The organism is Streptomyces sp. NPDC050433 (assembly GCF_044458565.1).
Lineage (GTDB): Bacteria > Actinomycetota > Actinomycetes > Streptomycetales > Streptomycetaceae > Streptomyces.
This window is the reverse complement of record NZ_JBITIB010000007.1, coordinates 104,230-123,346: the sequence shown is the minus strand read 5'-3', so window position 1 is coordinate 123,346 and position 19,117 is coordinate 104,230. Positions and strand designations below refer to the sequence as shown.

Here is a 19,117-nt window from a genome sequence, read left to right as displayed (position 1 = left end):
GGTGCACGAAGAGGTCGAACAGACCTACCGCTCGCTGCCGAGCCGGGACGGAACGTAAGGGGCCGGGGCCGCTCAGGCCGTGGAGAGCGCCGGGTCGGCCGGGTCCGCCTGCGCCGGGATCTCCGGGTCCACCACGGGCCGTTCACGCAGGCTCAACGCGAGCCGCAGCACCGCGATCCAGGTCAGCGCGGAGCCGAGCATATGGATGCCGACCAGGAACTCGGGCACATCGCTGAAGAACTGGACATAGCCCACACCGCCCTGCGCGAGCAGGACGATCAGCAGGTCGCGCGCCCGCGCGCGGGTGTCGTCGGGAGCGTCCACGACGCGCAGTACCAGCCACATCGCGATCGCCAGCGCGCAGACCAGCCAGGCAGCCGCCGCGTGCACGTGCGCCGCGTCGATCCAGTCGAACGGCATGCGCGGCACGTCGCTGCTGTCGCCCGCGTGCTTGCCGGAACCGGTCACCGTCGTGCCCAGGGTGATCAGCAGGGCCGTCGCGGCGACCAGCGCCCAGGACAGCTTCCGTACGGGACGCGGGACCCGTGGCCGGGGCGTCGAGTCGCCCTCGCGGGTGCGCTGCCAGACGATCACGGTGACGGTGAGCAGGGCGTTGGCGAGCAGGAAGTGGACCGCCACCGTCCAGGGGTTGAGCTCCATATGGACCGTGATGCCGCCCATCACGGCGTTCAGCAGGACGACCCAGAACATGCTCCAGGCGAGCCGGGTGAGGCCGCGCCGCCGGGGCTTGACCGACCGGGAGGCGACGATGGCCCAGCCGACGGCCGCCGACAGGACGTACGTCAGCATGCGGTTGCCGAACTCGATCGCGCCGTGCAGACCTTGTTCGGACGTCGCGAACAGGCTGTCGTCCGAGCACTTCGGCCAGGTGTCGCAGCCGAGCCCGGAGCCCGTGAGCCGGACGGCGCCTCCGGTGACGATGATGACGACGGTCATCACGACGGCGGAGAGCGCGGCGCGCCTGAGGATGCGGGGGGAGGGCGTCCAGCGCTGGGCGATGTAGTCGAGGGGGTTCCACACGGCCACCATGGTAGGCGGGGGCTTGTGAACGCGGTCACGAGGGGTCCCCGCGCGCAGCCGCGCGCACCCCGTCCGCAGCCGAGGGACCTACTCCCAGCGGAAGAAGCGCGCCGCGGTCCCGAGCCCGAGCACTGCCCAGGCGGCCAGCACCCCGAGGTCGTCCCAGGGCATCCCCGCACCGTGCTGGAGCACGTCCCGCAGGCCCTCGGAGAGGGCCGAGATCGGCAGCAGACCGAGCAATGTCTGTGCCGCTTCGGGGAACTTGTCCATCGGTACGATCACGCCACCGCCCACCATCAGCAGCACGAACACCAGATTCGCCGCGGCCAGCGTCGCCTCGGCCCTGAGCGTCCCCGCCATCAGCAGCCCCAGTCCCGAGAACGCGGCCGTCCCGAGCACGAGCAGCAGCAGTACGGTGAGAGGGTTGCCCTCCGGCGACCAGCCGAGCGCGAACGCGATGACCGTCAGCAGCAGGATCTGGAGCACTTCGGTGACCAGTACGGAGAGCGTCTTGGCGGTCATCAGGGCCCAGCGCGGCAGCGGTGACGCACCGAGCCGCTTGAGCACCCCGTAACGCCGTTCGAACCCCGTCGCGATGGCCTGTCCGGTGAAGGCCGTCGACATCACGGCCAGGGCGAGGACACCGGGAGCCAGGAAGTCGACCGAGTCACCCGCGCCCGTGTCGATGATCTCGACCGTCGAGAACAGCACCAGCAGCAGACTCGGGATGATCACGGTCAGCAGCAGCTGCTCACCGTTGCGCAGCAGCATCTTCGTCTCGAAGGCCGTCTGCGCGGCGATCATCCGCGACAGCGGCGCCGCGCCCGGGGCGGGCGCGTACGTACCGGTGCCCGTCTCCGCACCGGTACTCATCTCCGTATCGGTGCTCATGAACGCAGCTCCTTGCCGGTCAGTTCGAGGAAGACGTCCTCCAGCGTGTGCCGTTCGACGGAGATCTTGTCCGGCATCACCCCGTGCTGCGCGCACCAGGACGTCACCGTCGCGAGCAGCTGCGGATCGATCGTGCCGCCGATCCGGTAGGCGCCCGGCGCCGGTTCGGCGGCGGCCGATCCGTCGGGCAGCGCCTTGAGCAGTGAGCCGAGGTCGAGTCCGGGGCGGCCGGTGAAACGCAGGCTGTTCTCGGCGCCGCCCCGGCACAGCTGCTCGGTGGTGCCGTGCGCCACGACCCGGCCGGCGTCGATGATGGCGACGTCGTCGGCCAGTTCCTCGGCCTCGTCCATGAAATGCGTGGTGAGCACGGTGCTCACGCCGTCGGCGCGCAGCTCGCGCACCAGGTCCCAGGTGGAGCGGCGGGCCTGCGGGTCGAGCCCCGCGGTCGGCTCGTCCAGGAACACCAGCTCGGGCCGGCCCACGACCGCCATGGCGAGCGAGAGCCGCTGCTGCTGCCCGCCGGAGAGCCGCCGGTAGGGCGTACGGCCGCAGCCGCCGAGCCCGAGACGCTCGATCAGCGCGGTCACGTCCAGGGGGTTCGCGTGCAGCGCGGCCATGTGGCGCAGCATCTCCTCCGCGCGGGCGCCGGAGTACACGCCGCCGGACTGGAGCATCACGCCGATCCGGGGGCGCAGCCGCGCCGCGTCGGTCACGGGGTCGAGTCCGAGGACGCGTACGGTGCCCTCGTCCGGTCTGCGATAGCCCTCGCAGGTCTCGATCGTGGTGGTCTTGCCGGCTCCGTTGGGCCCGAGGACCGCGGACACCGTGCCCGCCCGGAACGCCAGATCCAGGCCGTTCACCGCGGTCTTGGCCCCGTACCGCTTGACCAGGCCCCGGACCTGGACCACCGGCTCTCCGACGACGCTGCGCATGCCGTGAGTCTAGGCAGCGGCAACCGGCGCCCCCGTTCCGGGGGCGGACGAACCCCTCGTCCGGGTGGCCACCCCCGATCTTCTTAGGTGACCCTAAGTGACGCAGGGCACCACGCGCGGTTTCCGACGGCTGTTGTCACTCGTCAAGGAATTACGCAACAATGGCGTTGTGAAATACGTCGGCGAGGCTCCGCAGGAGGAACTCGCGACCGGTGAGCGTTCCACGCGAAATCGGGTCGCGCGCTCCATCCTGGATCACGGCCCGTCCACCGTCTCCGATCTCGCGGGGCGCCTGAAGCTCACCCAGGCCGCCGTCCGCCGCCATCTCGACGCACTCGCGGCCGACGCCGTCGTGGAGCCTCGTGACCAGCGAGTCTACGGCTCACGCGGACGTGGCCGGCCCGCCAAGGTGTTCGCCCTCACCGACTGCGGCAGGGACGCCTTCGACCAGTCGTACGACAAGCTCGCCGCCGACGCCATCGAGTGGATCGCCCGAGGCGCGGGCGGCGGCGCCGAGGGGGAGGCGGCCGTCGCCGCGTTCGCGCGCGACCGGATCGCCACCCAGGCGGGGGCTTACCGCGAGGCGGTCGGAGCCGCCTCACCCGAGAAGCGCACGGACGCGCTCGCCAGGGCACTGAGTGCCGACGGGTACGCTGCTACGGCTCGTAGCGCACCGCATCAGCAGGGCGAGCAGCTCTGCCAGCACCACTGCCCGGTGGCCCACGTGGCCGAGAAGTATCCGCAGTTGTGCGAGGCGGAGACGGAATTCTTCTCCGAGCTGCTCGGGACCCATGTGCAGCGTCTCGCGACCATCGCCCACGGCGACGGGGTGTGCACGACGTTCATCCCCCACGGCGCCGGGCACGGCGTCCCACCACAGACCGATACACCGCAGACCGAACATCACGCATCCGAAAGCACGGCCGGGAGGAACCCCGCATGACGCTCCCCACGGAGACCGCCCATCCTGAGCTCGACGGACTGGGCAAGTACGAATACGGCTGGGCCGACTCCGACACGGCCGGTGCCACCGCGAAGCGGGGGCTCTCGGAAGAGGTCGTCCGCGACATCTCGGCGAAGAAGAACGAGCCGGAGTGGATGCTGAAGCTCCGTCTCAAGGGACTGAAGCTGTTCGGCAAGAAGCCGATGCCGAGCTGGGGCTCCGACCTGTCGGGCATCGACTTCGACAACATCAAGTACTTCGTCCGGTCCACGGAGAAGCAGGCCGAGTCCTGGGAGGACCTGCCCGAGGACATCAAGAACACGTACGACAAGCTCGGCATCCCCGAGGCGGAGAAGCAGCGCCTCGTCGCCGGTGTCGCGGCCCAGTACGAGTCGGAGGTCGTCTACCACCAGATCCGCGAGGACCTGGAGGAGCAGGGCGTCATCTTCCTGGACACGGACACCGCTCTCAAGGAGCACCCCGAGCTGTTCCAGGAGTACTTCGGCACGGTCATCCCGGTCGGCGACAACAAGTTCGCCTCGCTGAACTCGGCCGTGTGGTCCGGCGGTTCGTTCATCTACGTGCCGAAGGGCGTGCATGTCGAGATCCCGCTCCAGGCCTACTTCCGTATCAACACGGAGAACATGGGCCAGTTCGAGCGGACGCTGATCATCGTCGACGAGGACGCCTACGTCCACTACGTCGAGGGCTGCACGGCGCCGATCTATTCCTCGGACTCGCTGCACAGCGCCGTGGTCGAGATCATCGTCAAGAAGGGCGGCCGGTGCCGTTACACGACGATCCAGAACTGGTCGAACAACGTCTACAACCTCGTCACCAAGCGTGCCGTGGCCTACGAGGGCGCGACCATGGAATGGGTCGACGGCAACATCGGCTCCAAGGTCACCATGAAGTACCCGGCCGTCTACCTGATGGGCGAGCACGCCAAGGGCGAGACCCTGTCCATCGCCTTCGCGGGCGAGGGCCAGCACCAGGACGCCGGCGCCAAGATGGTCCACATGGCCCCGAACACCTCCTCGAACATCGTCTCCAAGTCGGTGGCGCGAGGCGGCGGCCGTACCTCCTACCGAGGTCTCATCGAGATCGGTGAGGGCGCGCCCGGATCCAAGTCCAACGTGCTCTGTGACGCGCTGCTGGTCGACACCGTCTCGCGCTCCGACACCTATCCGTACGTGGACGTCCGCGAGGACGACGTGTCGATGGGGCACGAGGCGACGGTCTCCAAGGTCTCCGAGGACCAGCTCTTCTACCTGATGAGCCGCGGCATGACCGAGTTCGAGGCCATGGCGATGATCGTGCGCGGCTTCGTGGAGCCGATCGCCAAGGAACTGCCCATGGAGTACGCCCTGGAGCTCAACCGGCTGATCGAACTCCAGATGGAAGGCTCCGTCGGCTGACGCCGCCCCGAGCGGCAGCCCGCCGCAGCGACCGATTCCCCAAGAGTCCCCAAGAGGCAGAGAGAGAGCACGACGACAGCCATGGCTGAGGCTCAGAACATTCCGGTGGGTTCCACCACCGCCGGTTCGATCGCGGTGGCCGCCGAGTCGACCGTCGCCACGCGCATGAGCGCGCCGCCGTCCTACGACGTCGCGGACTTCCCCGTTCCGCACGGCCGCGAGGAGGAGTGGCGGTTCACGCCGCTGGAGCGGCTGCGCGGTCTCCAGGACGGGACGGCCGTCGCAGACGGCCTTATCCGTACGGAGGTGTACACCCCCGCGGGTGTCACCCAGGAGACCGTCGGCCGCGACGACCCGCGCGTGGGCAGGGCCGGTACGCCGGTGGACCGGGTGGCCGCCCAGGCGTACACCTCGTTCGAGAAGGCGTCGGTCGTCTCCGTTCCCAAGGAGGCGGTGCTCACCGAGCCGATCCGGATCACCGTGCACGGTCAGGGCGGCACCGGCTTCGTGCACCAGGTGGTCGAGCTGGGCGCCTTCGCCGAGGCGGTCGTGGTCATGGACCACACCGGTGACGCGGTGGTCGCCGCCAACGTCGACTTCCTCGTCGGCGACGGCGCCAAGCTGACCGTCGTGTCCGTGCAGGACTGGAACGCCGAGGCCGTCCATGTCGCCCAGCACAACGCGCTGGTCGGCCGGGACGCCTCGTTCAAGTCGATCGTGGTCACCTTCGGCGGCGACGTCGTACGGCTCCACCCGCGCGTGCAGTACGCGGGCCCCGGCGGCGAGGCCGAGCTGTTCGGCCTCTACTTCACCGACAAGGGCCAGCACCAGGAGCACCGGCTCCTGGTCGACCACAACGCGCCGCACTGCAAGTCCAACGCCGTCTACAAGGGCGCGCTCCAGGGCGACGACGCGCACGCCGTCTGGATCGGTGACGTGCTCATCCGCGTGGTCGCCGAGGGCACCGACACCTACGAGATGAACCGGAACCTGGTCCTCACGGACGGTGCCCGCGTCGACTCCGTACCGAACCTGGAGATCGAGACCGGCGAGATCGCCGGCGCCGGACACGCCTCGGCCACCGGCCGCTTCGACGACGAGCAGCTGTTCTACCTGATGTCGCGCGGCATCCCGCAGGTCGAGGCCCGTCGCCTCGTCATCCGCGGTTTCTTCGCCGAGCTGGTCCAGCAGATCGGACTGCCGGACGTCGAGGAGCGCCTGCTGGCCAAGATCGAGGCGGAGCTGGAGGCGTCAGTCTGATGGCCTTCGTCCGAGTCTGTGGACTGACCGAGCTGGAAGAGGACACCCCGAAGCGGGTGGAACTCGACGGCATACCGGTCTCCGTCGTCCGTACCGAGGGCGAGGTGTTCGCGATCAACGACATCTGCTCGCACGCCAACGTCTCCCTCTCCGAGGGAGAGGTCGAGGACTGCTCGATCGAGTGCTGGCTGCACGGCTCCAGCTTCGACCTGCGTACCGGAAAGCCGAACAGCCTGCCCGCGACGCGCCCCGTCCCCGTATACCCCGTACAGATCCAAGGGGACGATGTGCTCGTCTCCGTCACCCAGGAGTCCTGAGTCACCCATGGCAACCCTTGAAATCAACGACCTGCACGTCACTGTCGAGGCGGAGGGCGGCGCCCGCGCGATCCTCAAGGGCGTCGACCTGACCGTCAAGCAGGGCGAGACGCACGCCATCATGGGCCCCAACGGCTCCGGCAAGTCGACCCTCGCGTACTCCATCGCGGGCCACCCCAAATACACGATCACCGGTGGCACCGTGACGCTGGACGGCGAGGACGTCCTGGAGATGACCGTCGACGAGCGCGCCCGCGCCGGGCTCTTCCTCGCGATGCAGTACCCCGTCGAGGTCCCCGGCGTCTCGGTCTCCAACTTCCTGCGCACCTCCGCCACCGCCATGCGCGGCGAGGCACCCAAGCTGCGTACGTGGGTGAAGGAGGTCAAGACCGCGATGGAACAGCTCCAGATGGACCCCGCGTTCGCCGAGCGCAACGTCAACGAAGGCTTCTCCGGCGGCGAGAAGAAGCGCCACGAGATCCTTCAGCTCGAACTGCTCAAGCCCAAGGTCGCGATCCTCGACGAGACGGACTCCGGTCTGGACGTCGACGCGCTGCGGGTCGTCTCCGAGGGCGTCAACCGCGTCCGGGAGAGCGGAGAGGTCGGCACGCTGCTGATCACGCACTACACGCGGATCCTCCGCTACATCAAGCCCGACTTCGTGCATGTCTTCGCGCAGGGCCGTATCGCCGAGTCCGGCGGCGCCGAGCTCGCGGACAAGCTGGAGAACGAGGGCTACGAGGCGTACGTGAAGGGTGGCGTCACCGCGTGACACAGCTGCCGGGCCTTCTCGACACCGAGGCGATCCGCAAGGACTTCCCCTTGTTGGACCGTGTGGTCCACGACGGGAAGAAGATCGTGTATCTGGACAACGCGGCGACGTCGCAGAAACCGCGCCAGGTGCTCGACGCCCTCAACGAGTACTACGAGCAGCACAACGCCAACGTGCACCGCGGCGTCCATGTGCTCGCCGAGGAGGCCACGGCGCTCTACGAGGGCGCGCGCGACAAGGTCGCCGCGTTCATCAACGCGCCGAGCCGTGACGAGGTGATCTTCACCAAGAACGCCTCGGAGTCGCTCAACCTCGTGGCGAACATGCTGGGTTGGGCGGACGAGCCCTACCGCGTGGACCACGAGACCGAGATCGTCATCACGGAGATGGAGCACCACTCCAACATCGTGCCGTGGCAGCTGCTCTCGCAGCGCACCGGAGCGAAGCTGAAGTGGTTCGGTCTCACCGACGACGGCCGGCTCGACCTGTCGAACATCGACGAGATCATCACCGAGAAGACGAAGATCGTCTCCTTTGTGCTGATCTCGAACATCCTGGGCACGGTCAACCCCGTCGAGGCGATCGTCCGCCGCGCCCAGGAGGTCGGCGCGCTGGTGCTGATCGACGCCTCGCAGGCCGCCCCGCACGCCGCGGTCGACGTGCAGGCGCTCCAGGCCGACTTCGTGGCCTTCACGGGCCACAAGATGTGCGGCCCGACCGGCATCGGCGTCCTGTGGGGCCGGCAGGAGCTGCTGGAGGACCTGCCGCCGTTCCTCGGCGGCGGCGAGATGATCGAGACCGTGTCGATGCACTCGTCGACATACGCCCCCGCTCCGCACAAGTTCGAGGCGGGTACGCCTCCGGTCGCCCAGGCCGTCGGCCTCGGCGCGGCCGTGGACTATCTGAGCGCGATCGGCATGGACAAGATCGCCGCGCATGAGCACGCCATCACCGAGTACGCGGTGAAGCGGCTGCTCGACGTCCCGGACCTGCGGATCATCGGCCCCTCCACGGCCGAGGAGCGCGGCGCCACGATCTCCTTCACACTCGGAGACATCCACCCGCACGACGTGGGTCAGGTGCTGGACGAGCAGGGCATCGCTGTCCGGGTCGGTCACCACTGCGCGCGGCCCGTCTGCCTGCGGTACGGAATTCCGGCGACCACGCGAGCGTCGTTCTATCTGTACTCCACGCAGTCCGAGGTCGACGCACTGGTCGACGGGCTGGAGCACGTCCGTAATTTCTTCGGATGAGGGATTGACCGGTGAAGCTGGATTCCATGTACCAGGAAGTCATCCTGGACCACTACAAGCACCCCCACGGGCGCGGTCTGCGGGACGGCGACGCGGAGGTGCACCACGTCAATCCGACGTGCGGTGACGAGATCACCCTGCGCGTGAAGTACGACGGCTCGCGCGTCGCGGACGTGTCGTACGAGGGCCAGGGCTGCTCCATCAGCCAGGCCAGCGCGTCCGTGCTGAACGACCTGCTGGTCGGCAAGGAACTGGCGGACGCGCAGAAGATCCAGAGCGCGTTCCTGGAGCTGATGCAGTCCAAGGGCCAGATCGAGCCCGACGACGCCATGGAGGAGGTGCTGGAGGACGCCGTGGCGTTCGCCGGCGTCTCCAAGTACCCCGCCCGTGTGAAGTGCGCGCTGCTGAGCTGGATGGCGTGGAAGGACGCGACGGCCCAGGCACTGGGCGACACCGCGCAGAAGGAGACGGCATGAGCGAGAACGAGACCGTGATGATGAAGCCGGCCTCCGAGGAGGAGGTCCGCGAGGCGCTGTACGACGTCGTCGACCCCGAGCTGGGCATCGACGTCGTCAATCTGGGCCTGATCTACGGCGTCCACATCGACGACTCCAACGTCGCCACCCTCGACATGACGCTGACGTCGGCGGCCTGTCCGCTGACCGATGTGATCGAGGACCAGGCGAAGTCGGCGACGGAGGGCATTGTCAACGAGCTGAAGATCAACTGGGTCTGGATGCCGCCGTGGGGTCCGGACAAGATCACGGACGACGGCCGCGAGCAGCTGCGCGCGCTGGGCTTCAACGTCTGAGGCACGGCCTTACGAGGCGTACGTGAGCGGGCCCCACGATCACCAGGATCGTGGGGCCCGCTCACGTGTCCGGGATTCAGGGGCCGCCAGGGGGAGCGGCCGGGGCGGTCGGGGCGGTCGACGCCGCCGAGATCAGTGCCGGTGCCAGGTCCTCCGTACGGATGCGCTGATCGATGTAGAGCAGATTGAGCACCAGCTGCGGGAAGGTCGTCGAGAAGATCTGGCTGACCAGCTGGCTCACCAGCACCACGATCAGATAGCCGCTCGCGGTGATGAAGATCTCGCTCGTGGTCGGCTCGTGCCTGAACTCTTCCGAGCCGAACCCGAAGGCGCTGGGGAACATCCCCAGCACATTGAGCAACTGCTGGAGCACCAGACCCGCGACCGAGGCGATCACGAAGGCCAGCAGCGAGATGCCGCAGATCCGCCACCAGGAGCCGCGGACCAGCTCGGCCGAGCGGCGCAGCGCGTCGACGGGGCCCCGTGACTCGACCACGACGACCGCCGGGGCGAGGCTGAACTGCACCCACAGCCAGATCGCCAGGGGCGTGAGGATCAGAGCGCCGAGGAAGCCCAGTGGGATCAGCCAGCCGGCCGGGTCCCAGGCGCCCAGCGCGATGACCGTCACGATGGTGGAGACCACCCCGGCGATGAACAGCAGGACCGGGACCAGTGCGATCAGACCGCTGAGGAAGACCGTTCCGGCCACGGCGGCCACACGGGACAGCGCCCGCAGCAGGGTCGGGCCGACCCTGACCGGCCTGCCGAGCACCGCCTCCTGGACGATCACCGGGCAGCAGGCCTGCATCATCGAGGTGGCCAGCAGCATCGCCGCGGTCACCACGATCCAGAGACAGACGAAGGCGATGACCAGCGGCCGCAGGTCGGCCCAGGCGGGTGTGGAGTCGTCCGGTGTGTCGACGACGGCCGACAGACGGTCACCGACGGCGGCGTACGCGACGGCCACCGCACCGACGCTGACCAGGAGCGCGGTGCCGTACACCGCCACCGCGATGCCGAGCACCTGCTGCCAGTGACGGCCGAGCGTCTGGAACGCGCCGCTCAGTATCTCGCCGAGAGTGAGCGGGCTCAGCGGTATCACGCCGGGCTTCGGCCCGCGGGGGCGCGACCAGCCGCCCCAGTCGGGCGGGGGACCGCTTCCGTACGGAGGCGGACTCCCGCCGTACGGGGGCTGCCCTCCGTAAGGAGGGGGTGTTCCACCGCCGTAGGGCGGCCCACCACCGCCGTACGGTCCGTATCCGCCCGGCGGCCCGCCGCCCTGCGCGCCGCCGCCCCACCCCGCGTCCTGCGTCACTGCTCTGCTCCGATGCGTTGTCGCCACTCCGGCCGGGACACCGTAGCCGCTGGTGTCGCACGGCCGGGAATTCCACCGTCTTGTGTACGGGTGTACGCAAGTTATGCGTACACTCGTACACATGGGACTGGGATACGGATTGCTCGCTGTCGCGATCATGGCGGAGGTGGCCGCCACGACGGCCATGAAATACAGCGAGGGCTTCACTCGGCTCTGGCCCTCGGTGGGGGCCGTGGCCGGCTATGTGCTGGCGTTCGCCATGCTCGCCCAGACACTCAAGACCCTCTCGGTGGGTACCGCGTACGCGATCTGGGCGGGCGTCGGCACCGCCGCCGTCGCCGCCATCGGCATGGTGTTCCTGAGCGAGGCGGCCACCCCGGCGAAGCTCGCCGGGATGGCGCTCGTCATAGGCGGAGTCGTACTGCTCAATCTCGGCGGGGCCCACTGATGGCGCGCCGCTACGACCCCGAGCGGCGGCAGCGGATCATCGACGCGGCGCTCCGGGTGGTCGGGCGCAGTGGGATCGCGGGGCTGAGCCACCGCACCGTCGCCGCCGAGGCCGATGTGCCGCTCGGCTCCACGACATACCACTTCGCCTCCCTGGACGAGCTGTTGGTCGCCGCGCTGCGACAGGCCAACGAGGGCTTCGCCACGGTTGTGAGGGAGAACCGCGCCCTCGCCGACCCGGAGTGCGACATCGCGGACGAGCTGGCCCGGATCACCGGGCACTGGCTCGCCGGGGACCGTACGGGTGTCGAGCTGGAGTACGAGCTGTATCTCGCCGCACTGCGCCGCCCGGCGCTGCGCCCGGTCGCGGCGGACTGGTGCGTCGGAGTCACGGCGACCCTCGCCGGCCGCGTCGACCCGCTCACCGCCCGCGCGGTGGTCGCCCTGCTGGACGGCATCTGCCTTCAGGTACTGCTCACGGGCCGCGAGTACGACGCCGGGTACACGCGCGAGATGCTCGGCCGGATCCTGGCCGGGCCGCCGGCGCCGGCGCCGGCGCCGTTAGATTGAACGGATGAGCATTCGGTCCGCCAAGCACGCGCCTGAACACGCGCCTGAGTATGCGCCGGGGTCCGCAACGGAGCTCGTGGACGCCATAGGCCCCGAGATCACCTACGCGGAGTGCCGCCAGTGCGGCACGCTCATCGCAGGACTCGACGGCCGCTACAGCTGCGGAGTCTGCGGCTGGGTGAACCACCACTCCGAGGGCCACCGGATCCTGCCGCGCGCCGAGGACGACACCACCCGCGCACCGGGCGACACGGACGACAACCGGCTCGGCTGAACCGGCTCGCCCCACCAGGGCCCGGCGCAAGGGACACGTTCAGTCGCCTTCCTGGTGCCCGTACGCCGAGACGGGTTGGCCTCCGCGTACGGGCGCCCGTTAGGTTTCGCTCATGACCGACACGACTGCTACTCGTACCACCGGCGCCGTCGCCGCCGGGCTCGCCACCCTCACCGAGGACGGCACCGTCCTCGACACCTGGTACCCCGCCCCCGCGCTCAGCGACGAGCCGGGCCCCGCCGGTACCGAGCGGCTGAGCGCCGACCGCGCTGCCGAACTGCTCGGCGACGCCGCGCGCAAGGCCGTCGGGCCCGACGCGCGCCGCGGTGTCGAGGTCGTCGCCGTCCGTACGGTCATCGCCTCGCTCGACGACAAGCCGCTGGACGCGCACGACGCGTACCTGCGCCTTCACCTGCTCAGCCATCGCCTGGTGAAGCCGCACGGCCAGAGCCTCGACGGCCTCTTCGGCCTGCTCGCCAACGTCGCCTGGACCTCGCTCGGCCCGGTCGCCGTCGACGCGCTGGAGACGGTGCGCCTGAACGCCCGTGCGGAGGGGCTGCACCTCCAGGTCACCTCGGTCGACAAGTTCCCGCGTATGACGGACTACGTCGCCCCCAAGGGCGTACGGATCGGCGACGCCGACCGTGTCCGGCTCGGCGCGCACCTTGCCGAGGGCACCACCGTGATGCACGAGGGCTTCGTCAACTTCAACGCGGGCACGCTCGGTACCTCCATGGTCGAGGGCCGGATCTCGGCCGGCGTCGTCGTCGGCGACGGCTCGGACATCGGCGGCGGGGCCTCCACCATGGGCACCCTCTCCGGCGGCGGCACGGAGCGCATCGTGATCGGCGAGCGCTGCCTCATCGGCGCGGAGGCGGGCGTCGGCATCCCGCTGGGCGACGAGTGCGTCGTCGAGGCCGGTCTCTACATCACGGCGGGTACGCGTGTGACGCTGCCCGACGGGGAGATCGTCAAGGCCCGTGGGCTGTCCGGCGCGTCGAACATCCTCTTCCGCCGCAACTCGGTCACCGGCAAGGTCGAGGCCCGCCCGAACAACGCGGTCTGGGGCGGTCTGAACGACGTTCTGCACAGCCACAACTGACGACGCGTCAAACGGGCCACGGGCCACTGGGGATGGGGGGGGCGGGGACCGATGACGAGGCGACACCGCCCCGCCGCGCTGCTCGCCGGGGCGTTCGTCCTGCTGCTGACGGCGGTCGGCTGTTCCGACCTCAGGAGCGAGATCGAGGCGGAGAAGGGCGGTGGCGCCGCCCCGTCCACACCGGGGCAGCCACCGCCCTCGCCTCTCGACCTGCCCCCGTCCCCCTCCCCGTCCCCCTCCGCCGAGGCGACAGCGCCCGGCTGCCCGCCGTCCGGCCTCGATGTCGTGATCGGTGGCGAGGACGCCGCCATGGGCCACCGCGTGGTCACGCTCCAGCTCTGGAACTGCGGCGACAAGCCCCGCCGCGTCAAGGGCCACCCCGGCGTCGAACTCCTCGACGACGGCCGTGAACCGATCGGTGTCAAGATCACCCACAAGAGCGACTACACCTACACCGGCAGGCGCGACGACCGTCCCCGGCAGCTGACCCTCGCGCCCGACGACACGGCGAGCGCGGTGCTGCACTGGAACAACCGCGTCACCTCCCTGGACGGAGCCCCCGCTCCGGGCGCCCATATCGTCGTCACGCCCGCCCCGGGCGAGGATCCGATCTCTCTGCCGCTCCCCGTCGACATCGGCTCGGACGGCACCCTGGAAGTGACCTCCTGGGCGGCCGACCCTGTCAGTGGTCGGTGATCCAATGGAGCGCATGAACACCGAACGTGCCGACCCCTGCGACCTCGACGCCCTGCGCGCCGCCTTCCCGCCCGGCCTCCGCAGACCCCCGCTGGGCTGGGACACCGTCCGCGCCTTCGAGCGGGAGCACGGCGTCGTGCTGCCGGAGCCGTATCGCACGCTGGTCGCCGAGATATGCGACGGCAGTGGTGAGGGTCCCCCCGATGCCGGCGGGCTCCTCCCGCTGAAGTCCCTGCCCGCGGACTGGGGCCCGGTCGACGGGCAGCGCGCCCTCGCGCAGGCGTTCCCGCTCACCGAGGCATGGGTGTGGGAGGACGACCCCCGGCCGTACGAGGAGATAGAGCCGCTGATCGACGAGGTCGGCAACGACGGCAGCGTCGTGCTGGGCACGGACGGCTGCGGGCTCTACTGGCATCTGGTCGTCACCGGTGCGCAGCGCGGCCGGATATGGGCCGTCAGCGACGTCGGCGCCGCGCCCTGCGAGGAAGAGGCGGGGTTCGCCGCCTGGGTGGCGCGGTGGGCCGAATCCCGTTGACTTCAACCCCACTTCATATTTGAGCATGGTGAGTGACGCCGCACCACGGTGGTGCGGCGACGAGGAGGGATCACCATGTCCGTGCGGGTCGGCACCGTCCCCGAGATCAGGCGTTCCGGCGTGGGCGTCGTCAAGGTCAGCACCTGGCGCGTCGGTACGCCCGAACGGCAGCGCGCGACCGTCGAAGCGATCCGTGCGGCATGGAGCGCTCGGGACTGGCCGGACGGCGGCCTTCTCTCGTACAGCGTCCTGGTCGGCGAGGACGGTCGGACGCTGCTGCACTACTCGCAGTGGCGCGACGAGGCGGCGTACCAGGACTTCTTCCGTACGGGCCGGGACGCGCGCAACGCGGAGATCGACGCGGCCGTGCCGGGGATCGAGCGGCTCGGGCTCGGCTCGTACGAGCTGTACCGCAGCGGGGAGCCGGCCGAGGGCGACACCTGTGTGCCCGGCTGTGTGGTGATCGTGGACGCCGAGTTCGACGGGCCCGACCCCGCGCGGCAGCGGGAGTGGACGGACGCGGTCTTCGCCGCCCTCGACAACGACCCGTACGAGCGGTCGGCCGGGATCGCCGCGCACTTCCACACGAGCACGGACGGGAGGCGGGTGCTCAACTACGCCGAGTGGGAGAACGCGGAGGGCCACATCGAAGCGCTCAACGCGCCGGGCGACGGCGTCGGTTCCAGCACCGAGCAGTGGGAGAAGGTGCGGAACTTCCCGGGCCTCGTGGGCGGCGAGGTGAAGAGGTACGCGCCCGCGATCAGTCTCAGCGCGGGCTGAGGGGGAGATCGGGGCCCTCGGACTCAGCGGGAAGCGGGGGGGGGGGGGGGGGGGGGGGGGGGGCGGGGCCCCCCCCCCCCCCACCGCCGTTCAGGCAGAGGCGGCCCCGGTCACGGGCGGAAGCGCAGCACCTGCGGGTCGTGGTCGCTGTTCTGGTCGGCGAACTCGGCGTTGATGTGGACGCTGTCGTAGTCGAAGTCGTCGATCGACGGGCTCGTCAGGATCTGGTCGAGAACCTGGCTGTTGCCCTGGTAGACGTACGAGTAACGCTCCGGCGCCGGCAGGGACTTGATGGCCGGGTACAGCGCGCCGTCGGCGGTGAGCGTCTTCGTGGTCGTGGAGAACTCGAAGTCGTTGATGTCACCCACCACCAGCACGTTGGCCTTCCGCTGGATCGCGAGGAGGTCCTTGACGAAGGTGTTGACGGACTTCGCCTGGAGGTGCCGCTGCGCCTCGGAGATCCGGTTCGGCGGCTGGTGGTGGGAGACCAGACTCTCGTCGCCGCCCTTGGAGGCGAAGTGGTTGGCGATCACGATGACCGGCTCGCCGCGGAAGGTGAACTCACCGGCCAGCGGCTTGCGGCTGTTCTCCCAGGCCGCGTTCGTCGGGTCGATCCGGCCGGGGGAGAGGCTCAGCGCGGCGTCGCCGCCCTTGCTCACGGCCTCGGTCGCCGTCGTGGCGTCGCCGCCCGCGCGGTCGGTGAAGGAGACCCGCTCGGGGTTGAAGAGGAAGACCTGGCGGATGTTGCCGCCGGGCTCGCCGCCGTCCGTCTTGTTCTCGGGGTCGATGGTGCGCGCCTCGTACGCGGGGCCGCCGGCCGCCACGATCGCCGCCGTGAACTTGGCGATCGTCGCGTCGGCGGAGACGGTGCCGTCGTCCTTGGCTCCGTTGTCGTCCTGGATCTCCTCCAGCGCCAGGATGTCCGGCGACGACAGGCTGCTGACGACGGCGCCGGCGAGCGCGTCGAACTTCTCCTGCGGGTCGGACGGGTCGAGGTTCTCGACGTTGTACGTCGCCACGGCCAGCTCGTCACCGCGCTGCACACGGGTCGTCTCGGGCTCTGCGCCGCCGCCGGTGACCTCGCCGAGCGTGCGGGCGGTCAGCGTGTAGCCGCCGAACTGGTTGAAGTCCAGCGGGCCTTCGGTGTCGCCGGACAGCACATCGCCGACGTCGGCCTTCGGGAACGGCTGCTCGGCGATCGGGGCCAGCTGCTGGATCTGGAGGCGGCCGGTGTTCTGGTCGTCGTAACCGCCGTAGACCGTGCCGCCGCGGCGGTTGGCGTTCTCGCTCGGCTTGACCGTCACCCACAGCTCCGAGTACGGGTCGGTGGCGCCGACCACGCGCGAGGTGCCGACGCGGACGTTCATGCCCTCCAGCGACTCGTAGTAGTCGAGCGCGTAGCTGCGGGGCTTCAACGGGAGGCCGTTGATGCTGTTGCCGGTGGCGGCGGTGCCGTTCGGTGCGTACGCGGCCGGTACGGACTTGGCCGAGATGGTCACCGGCGCGGGCACCTTGTTGCCCGAGGAGACGACCGTGATCTTCGGCGACGAGATCTGGGTGAGGGACTGGTTCCCGGAGGCGGCGCCGCCGGGGATGTACTCGGTGACCGTGCCGGACACCTTGATCGAGTCGCCCACGGCGACGGTCGGAACGGCGTTGGTGAAGACGAAGATGCCCTCACTCGTCGCGGCGTCCTTGTCGGGGTTCGGGTCCTGGAACCAGAAGCCGCGCGAGCCGTACGTCCGTACGCCCGTGACGATGCCGGGGACGTCCGCCACCGCGGTACCCACGAGCGGCGATATCCGGCCACTGCCCTGGATGCCGTGGATCCTGACCTCGGCGGCGGACGCGGAGGAGGAACCGACGAGCAGACCGGCGGCCAGTGCGGCGGCGACGACGGCCGAAATCGCGGCCGTTCTGGGTACGGATGAAGGCATTACGGGACTCCGGAGGTGAGGAAGGGAGGAGGTAGGGGGCGGCGTGGAGATGTGGTTCTACGCGCGTCAATCTCTTGTGTGGGCCCATGCGTTGTCAAGGGTGTCCCGGTGTACACCCGTTGTCGGCCAAGTGAACCGGGTGGGATGGGGTGAAATACGTCTACGCTTGGGCGCCCTGGACCCCGTAAGGCGCAAGGAGAATCACCAGTATGTCCGGAGACCGCCCCACTCTGCCGCCGGTGCGGCTGCCCTCGGACGCGGAGCTGGCGCGGGACGCGCTCGCCGTACCGCTGCTCGCCAGGGCGGTACGTCTCGCCCGCTGGGCCGGGCCGGGGACACGCGTCGGCGCGGGCGGTGAACTCGTCGACGAGCAACTGCCCGCGGCGGCCGAGGTGCTGGGGCTGACGGGGACCGAGAGCCCGGAGCCGACGGAGAGCGACGAAGCGCTGGCGGCGTGGGCGCGGGCGGACGCCGAGGCCGACGCGAGCGAGGCGTGGCGGGTGGCCGTCGACACCGGGCTGGTGGAGGTCGAGGACCCCGACGAGGAGGCGGCGGCGGGCGCCGACGGAGGCTCGGGCGCCGACGGCGGCTCCGGCGGTGACGCCGACGGCACCGTGAGCGCCGGGGCCGCGCTCGAACTCATCACCTCCGGCAGCCCGCAGGACATCCTCTCCCTCTGGCTGGACGCCCTGGACGTCGTCTTCGCCGACGCGACGGCGCCCGTCCTGGAGGACCTGGCCGGCGCCGTCGGCGACGACGGCGAGATCGACCTCGACGCGCTGGACTGGGACCCGGAGGTGGAGGCGGAGTTCCTGGAGGGCGTCCTCGGGAACCTGTATCTGCTCACCGTCGGCGAGGGCGGTACGGAACCCGTCCCCGTACCGCTGCCCGTGCTCGCGGCGTCGATGATCGTGCCCGACGACATGGGCGAGCCCACCGACGACGTCCTTGAACAGGTGTCGGAGGCGATGATGCGGCTGGACGACCAGTTCGCGCTGCTGGAGCCGATCGGGCTCGTCACGTACGTGCCCGTGGACGAGGCCCTGATGGTCGAGGACTCGGAGGCCGGCGCAGGCGGCGACGCCGTACCGTCCGCCGACGACGAGGACGTGTCCCGGTACGGCGTGGTCACGCTGACCCCGCTCGGGCTGCACGGCATCAGGTCCCGGATGCGGGACGCGGGCGTCGAGGCGCCCGCCGTCGGCGACCTGGCCGACAAGGGCGCCGACGCGCTGCTCGACGGCGTCGCGCACTTCCCGGAGCGGGCCGCCCGCGCCGAGACGGAAGCGTGGCTGACCCGCCGCGAGCCCGCTGAGGCGGCGCGCGAACTCCTGGTCGCCGCCAGGGGAACCGACCCCGGCGCCCCGCTGCGCCGCCTGCACTGCCAGCAGTCCCTCGCGCTCGTCGGCGCCGAGGCCGAGCCCGCGGTGCGCGAGGTCCTGGACGACGCGGAGCTGGGCGGGCTCGCCCGCGTGTGGCTCGCCGAACTGGGGGCGGCGGACGTGCCGCCGCCGCCCGAGTCGATGATCTTCTGGCTGGCGATCGACACGATCGCGGCCCAACTCGACGCCGAGGGTGAGCCGGTGGAGCTCCAGGAGCTGGTGGAGGGCCTGGTCGGCCAGCACAGCGGCTTCTTCGACGTGGCATGGCGGGTGGACCACCCGGCGACGGCGGACGTGCTGGAGGCGATGGGCCGACTGCACCAGGACCGCAAGGCGGCGAAGGACGCCCGCAAGGCGGCGTTCAAGGCGAGGTCACGCAGCGGGGGTTGAGGGGGGCGCGGGGCGCCGCCGGGTTTGCGCTGCGGGCGACAGCCCCCGGAG

21 protein-coding genes are annotated in these 19,117 nt (G+C 70.1%); 16 read left to right on the top strand and 5 right to left on the bottom strand.

Annotated elements, in window-relative coordinates; all coding sequences use genetic code 11:
• Window positions 1-72 precede the first annotated feature (72 nt).
• From ACIBLA_RS11070 to ACIBLA_RS11060, 3 genes are all read right to left on the bottom strand, one after another.
• A complete protein-coding gene (locus tag ACIBLA_RS11070; protein ID WP_363241552.1) occupies window positions 73-1,050 on the bottom strand; it encodes a COX15/CtaA family protein in 978 nt (325 codons plus the stop codon).
• A gap of 78 nt (window positions 1,051-1,128) precedes the next feature.
• On the bottom strand, window positions 1,129-1,914 hold the full coding sequence (locus tag ACIBLA_RS11065; protein WP_399198468.1) for an ABC transporter permease: 786 nt from the start codon (window positions 1,912-1,914) through the stop codon (window positions 1,129-1,131).
• Between the two features lie 14 nt (window positions 1,915-1,928).
• A complete protein-coding gene (locus ACIBLA_RS11060; protein WP_363241551.1) occupies window positions 1,929-2,864 on the bottom strand; it encodes an ABC transporter ATP-binding protein in 936 nt (311 codons plus the stop codon).
• A gap of 169 nt (window positions 2,865-3,033) precedes the next feature.
• Here ACIBLA_RS11060 and ACIBLA_RS11055 point away from each other — a divergent pair, with 169 nt between their 5' ends.
• The 8 genes from ACIBLA_RS11055 to ACIBLA_RS11020 all read left to right on the top strand — a co-directional run bounded on the left by ACIBLA_RS11055 (window position 3,034) and on the right by ACIBLA_RS11020 (window position 9,638).
• Window positions 3,034-3,807: an ArsR family transcriptional regulator gene (locus tag ACIBLA_RS11055; RefSeq protein WP_363241550.1), complete on the top strand. Its 774-nt coding sequence runs from the start codon at window positions 3,034-3,036 to the stop codon at window positions 3,805-3,807.
• Window positions 3,804-5,225, top strand: coding sequence for a Fe-S cluster assembly protein SufB (gene sufB, locus ACIBLA_RS11050; protein WP_363241549.1), 1,422 nt, complete (start codon window positions 3,804-3,806; stop codon window positions 5,223-5,225). The genes ACIBLA_RS11055 and sufB overlap by 4 nt, the downstream gene beginning before the upstream one ends.
• Before the next feature lie 81 nt (window positions 5,226-5,306).
• Window positions 5,307-6,485, top strand: a complete 1,179-nt coding sequence (gene sufD / locus ACIBLA_RS11045) for a Fe-S cluster assembly protein SufD (protein WP_399198421.1) — start codon at window positions 5,307-5,309, stop codon at window positions 6,483-6,485.
• Window positions 6,485-6,802 carry a non-heme iron oxygenase ferredoxin subunit gene (locus ACIBLA_RS11040; protein WP_363241547.1) on the top strand — a complete coding sequence of 106 codons (318 nt, stop codon included), beginning with the start codon at window positions 6,485-6,487 and terminating at the stop codon, window positions 6,800-6,802. Before sufD ends, ACIBLA_RS11040 begins: the two co-directional genes overlap by 1 nt.
• Window positions 6,803-6,809: 7 nt before the next feature.
• The gene (gene sufC, locus ACIBLA_RS11035) at window positions 6,810-7,574 is read left to right on the top strand and encodes a Fe-S cluster assembly ATPase SufC (protein ID WP_363241546.1); all 765 of its coding nucleotides are present in this window, start codon (window positions 6,810-6,812) and stop codon (window positions 7,572-7,574) included.
• On the top strand, window positions 7,571-8,827 hold the full coding sequence (locus ACIBLA_RS11030; RefSeq protein WP_363241545.1) for a cysteine desulfurase: 1,257 nt from the start codon (window positions 7,571-7,573) through the stop codon (window positions 8,825-8,827). Before sufC ends, ACIBLA_RS11030 begins: the two co-directional genes overlap by 4 nt.
• Window positions 8,828-8,838: 11 nt before the next feature.
• Window positions 8,839-9,303, top strand: coding sequence for a Fe-S cluster assembly sulfur transfer protein SufU (sufU, locus tag ACIBLA_RS11025; RefSeq protein WP_363241543.1), 465 nt, complete (start codon window positions 8,839-8,841; stop codon window positions 9,301-9,303).
• Window positions 9,300-9,638, top strand: a complete 339-nt coding sequence (locus ACIBLA_RS11020) for a metal-sulfur cluster assembly factor (protein WP_363241542.1) — start codon at window positions 9,300-9,302, stop codon at window positions 9,636-9,638. The genes sufU and ACIBLA_RS11020 overlap by 4 nt, the downstream gene beginning before the upstream one ends.
• A gap of 76 nt (window positions 9,639-9,714) precedes the next feature.
• Here ACIBLA_RS11020 and ACIBLA_RS11015 read toward each other — a convergent pair whose 3' ends face one another.
• Window positions 9,715-10,953 carry a hypothetical protein gene (locus ACIBLA_RS11015; RefSeq protein WP_399198420.1) on the bottom strand — a complete coding sequence of 413 codons (1,239 nt, stop codon included), beginning with the start codon at window positions 10,951-10,953 and terminating at the stop codon, window positions 9,715-9,717.
• A 121-nt stretch (window positions 10,954-11,074) separates the two neighbouring features.
• Between ACIBLA_RS11015 and ACIBLA_RS11010 the strand changes: the two genes are divergently transcribed.
• From ACIBLA_RS11010 to ACIBLA_RS10980, 7 genes are all read left to right on the top strand, one after another.
• Window positions 11,075-11,401 carry a DMT family transporter gene (locus ACIBLA_RS11010; RefSeq protein ID WP_399198419.1) on the top strand — a complete coding sequence of 109 codons (327 nt, stop codon included), beginning with the start codon at window positions 11,075-11,077 and terminating at the stop codon, window positions 11,399-11,401.
• Window positions 11,401-11,970, top strand: coding sequence for a TetR/AcrR family transcriptional regulator (locus tag ACIBLA_RS11005; protein ID WP_399198418.1), 570 nt, complete (start codon window positions 11,401-11,403; stop codon window positions 11,968-11,970). The genes ACIBLA_RS11010 and ACIBLA_RS11005 overlap by 1 nt, the downstream gene beginning before the upstream one ends.
• A 76-nt stretch (window positions 11,971-12,046) precedes the next feature.
• The gene (locus ACIBLA_RS11000) at window positions 12,047-12,244 is read left to right on the top strand and encodes a hypothetical protein (protein WP_363241538.1); all 198 of its coding nucleotides are present in this window, start codon (window positions 12,047-12,049) and stop codon (window positions 12,242-12,244) included.
• A 112-nt stretch (window positions 12,245-12,356) separates the two neighbouring features.
• Window positions 12,357-13,346 (top strand): 2,3,4,5-tetrahydropyridine-2,6-dicarboxylate N-succinyltransferase, encoded by a 990-nt coding sequence (gene dapD / locus ACIBLA_RS10995; RefSeq protein ID WP_399198417.1) that lies wholly within the window; start codon window positions 12,357-12,359, stop codon window positions 13,344-13,346.
• Between the two features lie 51 nt (window positions 13,347-13,397).
• Complete coding sequence (locus tag ACIBLA_RS10990) at window positions 13,398-14,042, top strand: DUF4232 domain-containing protein (protein ID WP_399198416.1); 645 nt, start codon at window positions 13,398-13,400, stop codon at window positions 14,040-14,042.
• A gap of 13 nt (window positions 14,043-14,055) precedes the next feature.
• Window positions 14,056-14,577 carry an SMI1/KNR4 family protein gene (locus ACIBLA_RS10985; protein ID WP_399198415.1) on the top strand — a complete coding sequence of 174 codons (522 nt, stop codon included), beginning with the start codon at window positions 14,056-14,058 and terminating at the stop codon, window positions 14,575-14,577.
• 75 nt (window positions 14,578-14,652) lie between these two features.
• Window positions 14,653-15,357: an antibiotic biosynthesis monooxygenase gene (locus ACIBLA_RS10980; protein ID WP_399198414.1), complete on the top strand. Its 705-nt coding sequence runs from the start codon at window positions 14,653-14,655 to the stop codon at window positions 15,355-15,357.
• Between the two features lie 110 nt (window positions 15,358-15,467).
• Here ACIBLA_RS10980 and ACIBLA_RS10975 read toward each other — a convergent pair whose 3' ends face one another.
• Window positions 15,468-17,294, bottom strand: coding sequence for an endonuclease/exonuclease/phosphatase family protein (locus ACIBLA_RS10975; RefSeq protein WP_399198413.1), 1,827 nt, complete (start codon window positions 17,292-17,294; stop codon window positions 15,468-15,470).
• A gap of 209 nt (window positions 17,295-17,503) precedes the next feature.
• Here ACIBLA_RS10975 and ACIBLA_RS10970 point away from each other — a divergent pair, with 209 nt between their 5' ends.
• Window positions 17,504-19,066 (top strand): hypothetical protein, encoded by a 1,563-nt coding sequence (locus tag ACIBLA_RS10970; RefSeq protein ID WP_399198412.1) that lies wholly within the window; start codon window positions 17,504-17,506, stop codon window positions 19,064-19,066.
• The last annotated feature ends 51 nt before the right edge of the window (window positions 19,067-19,117 follow it).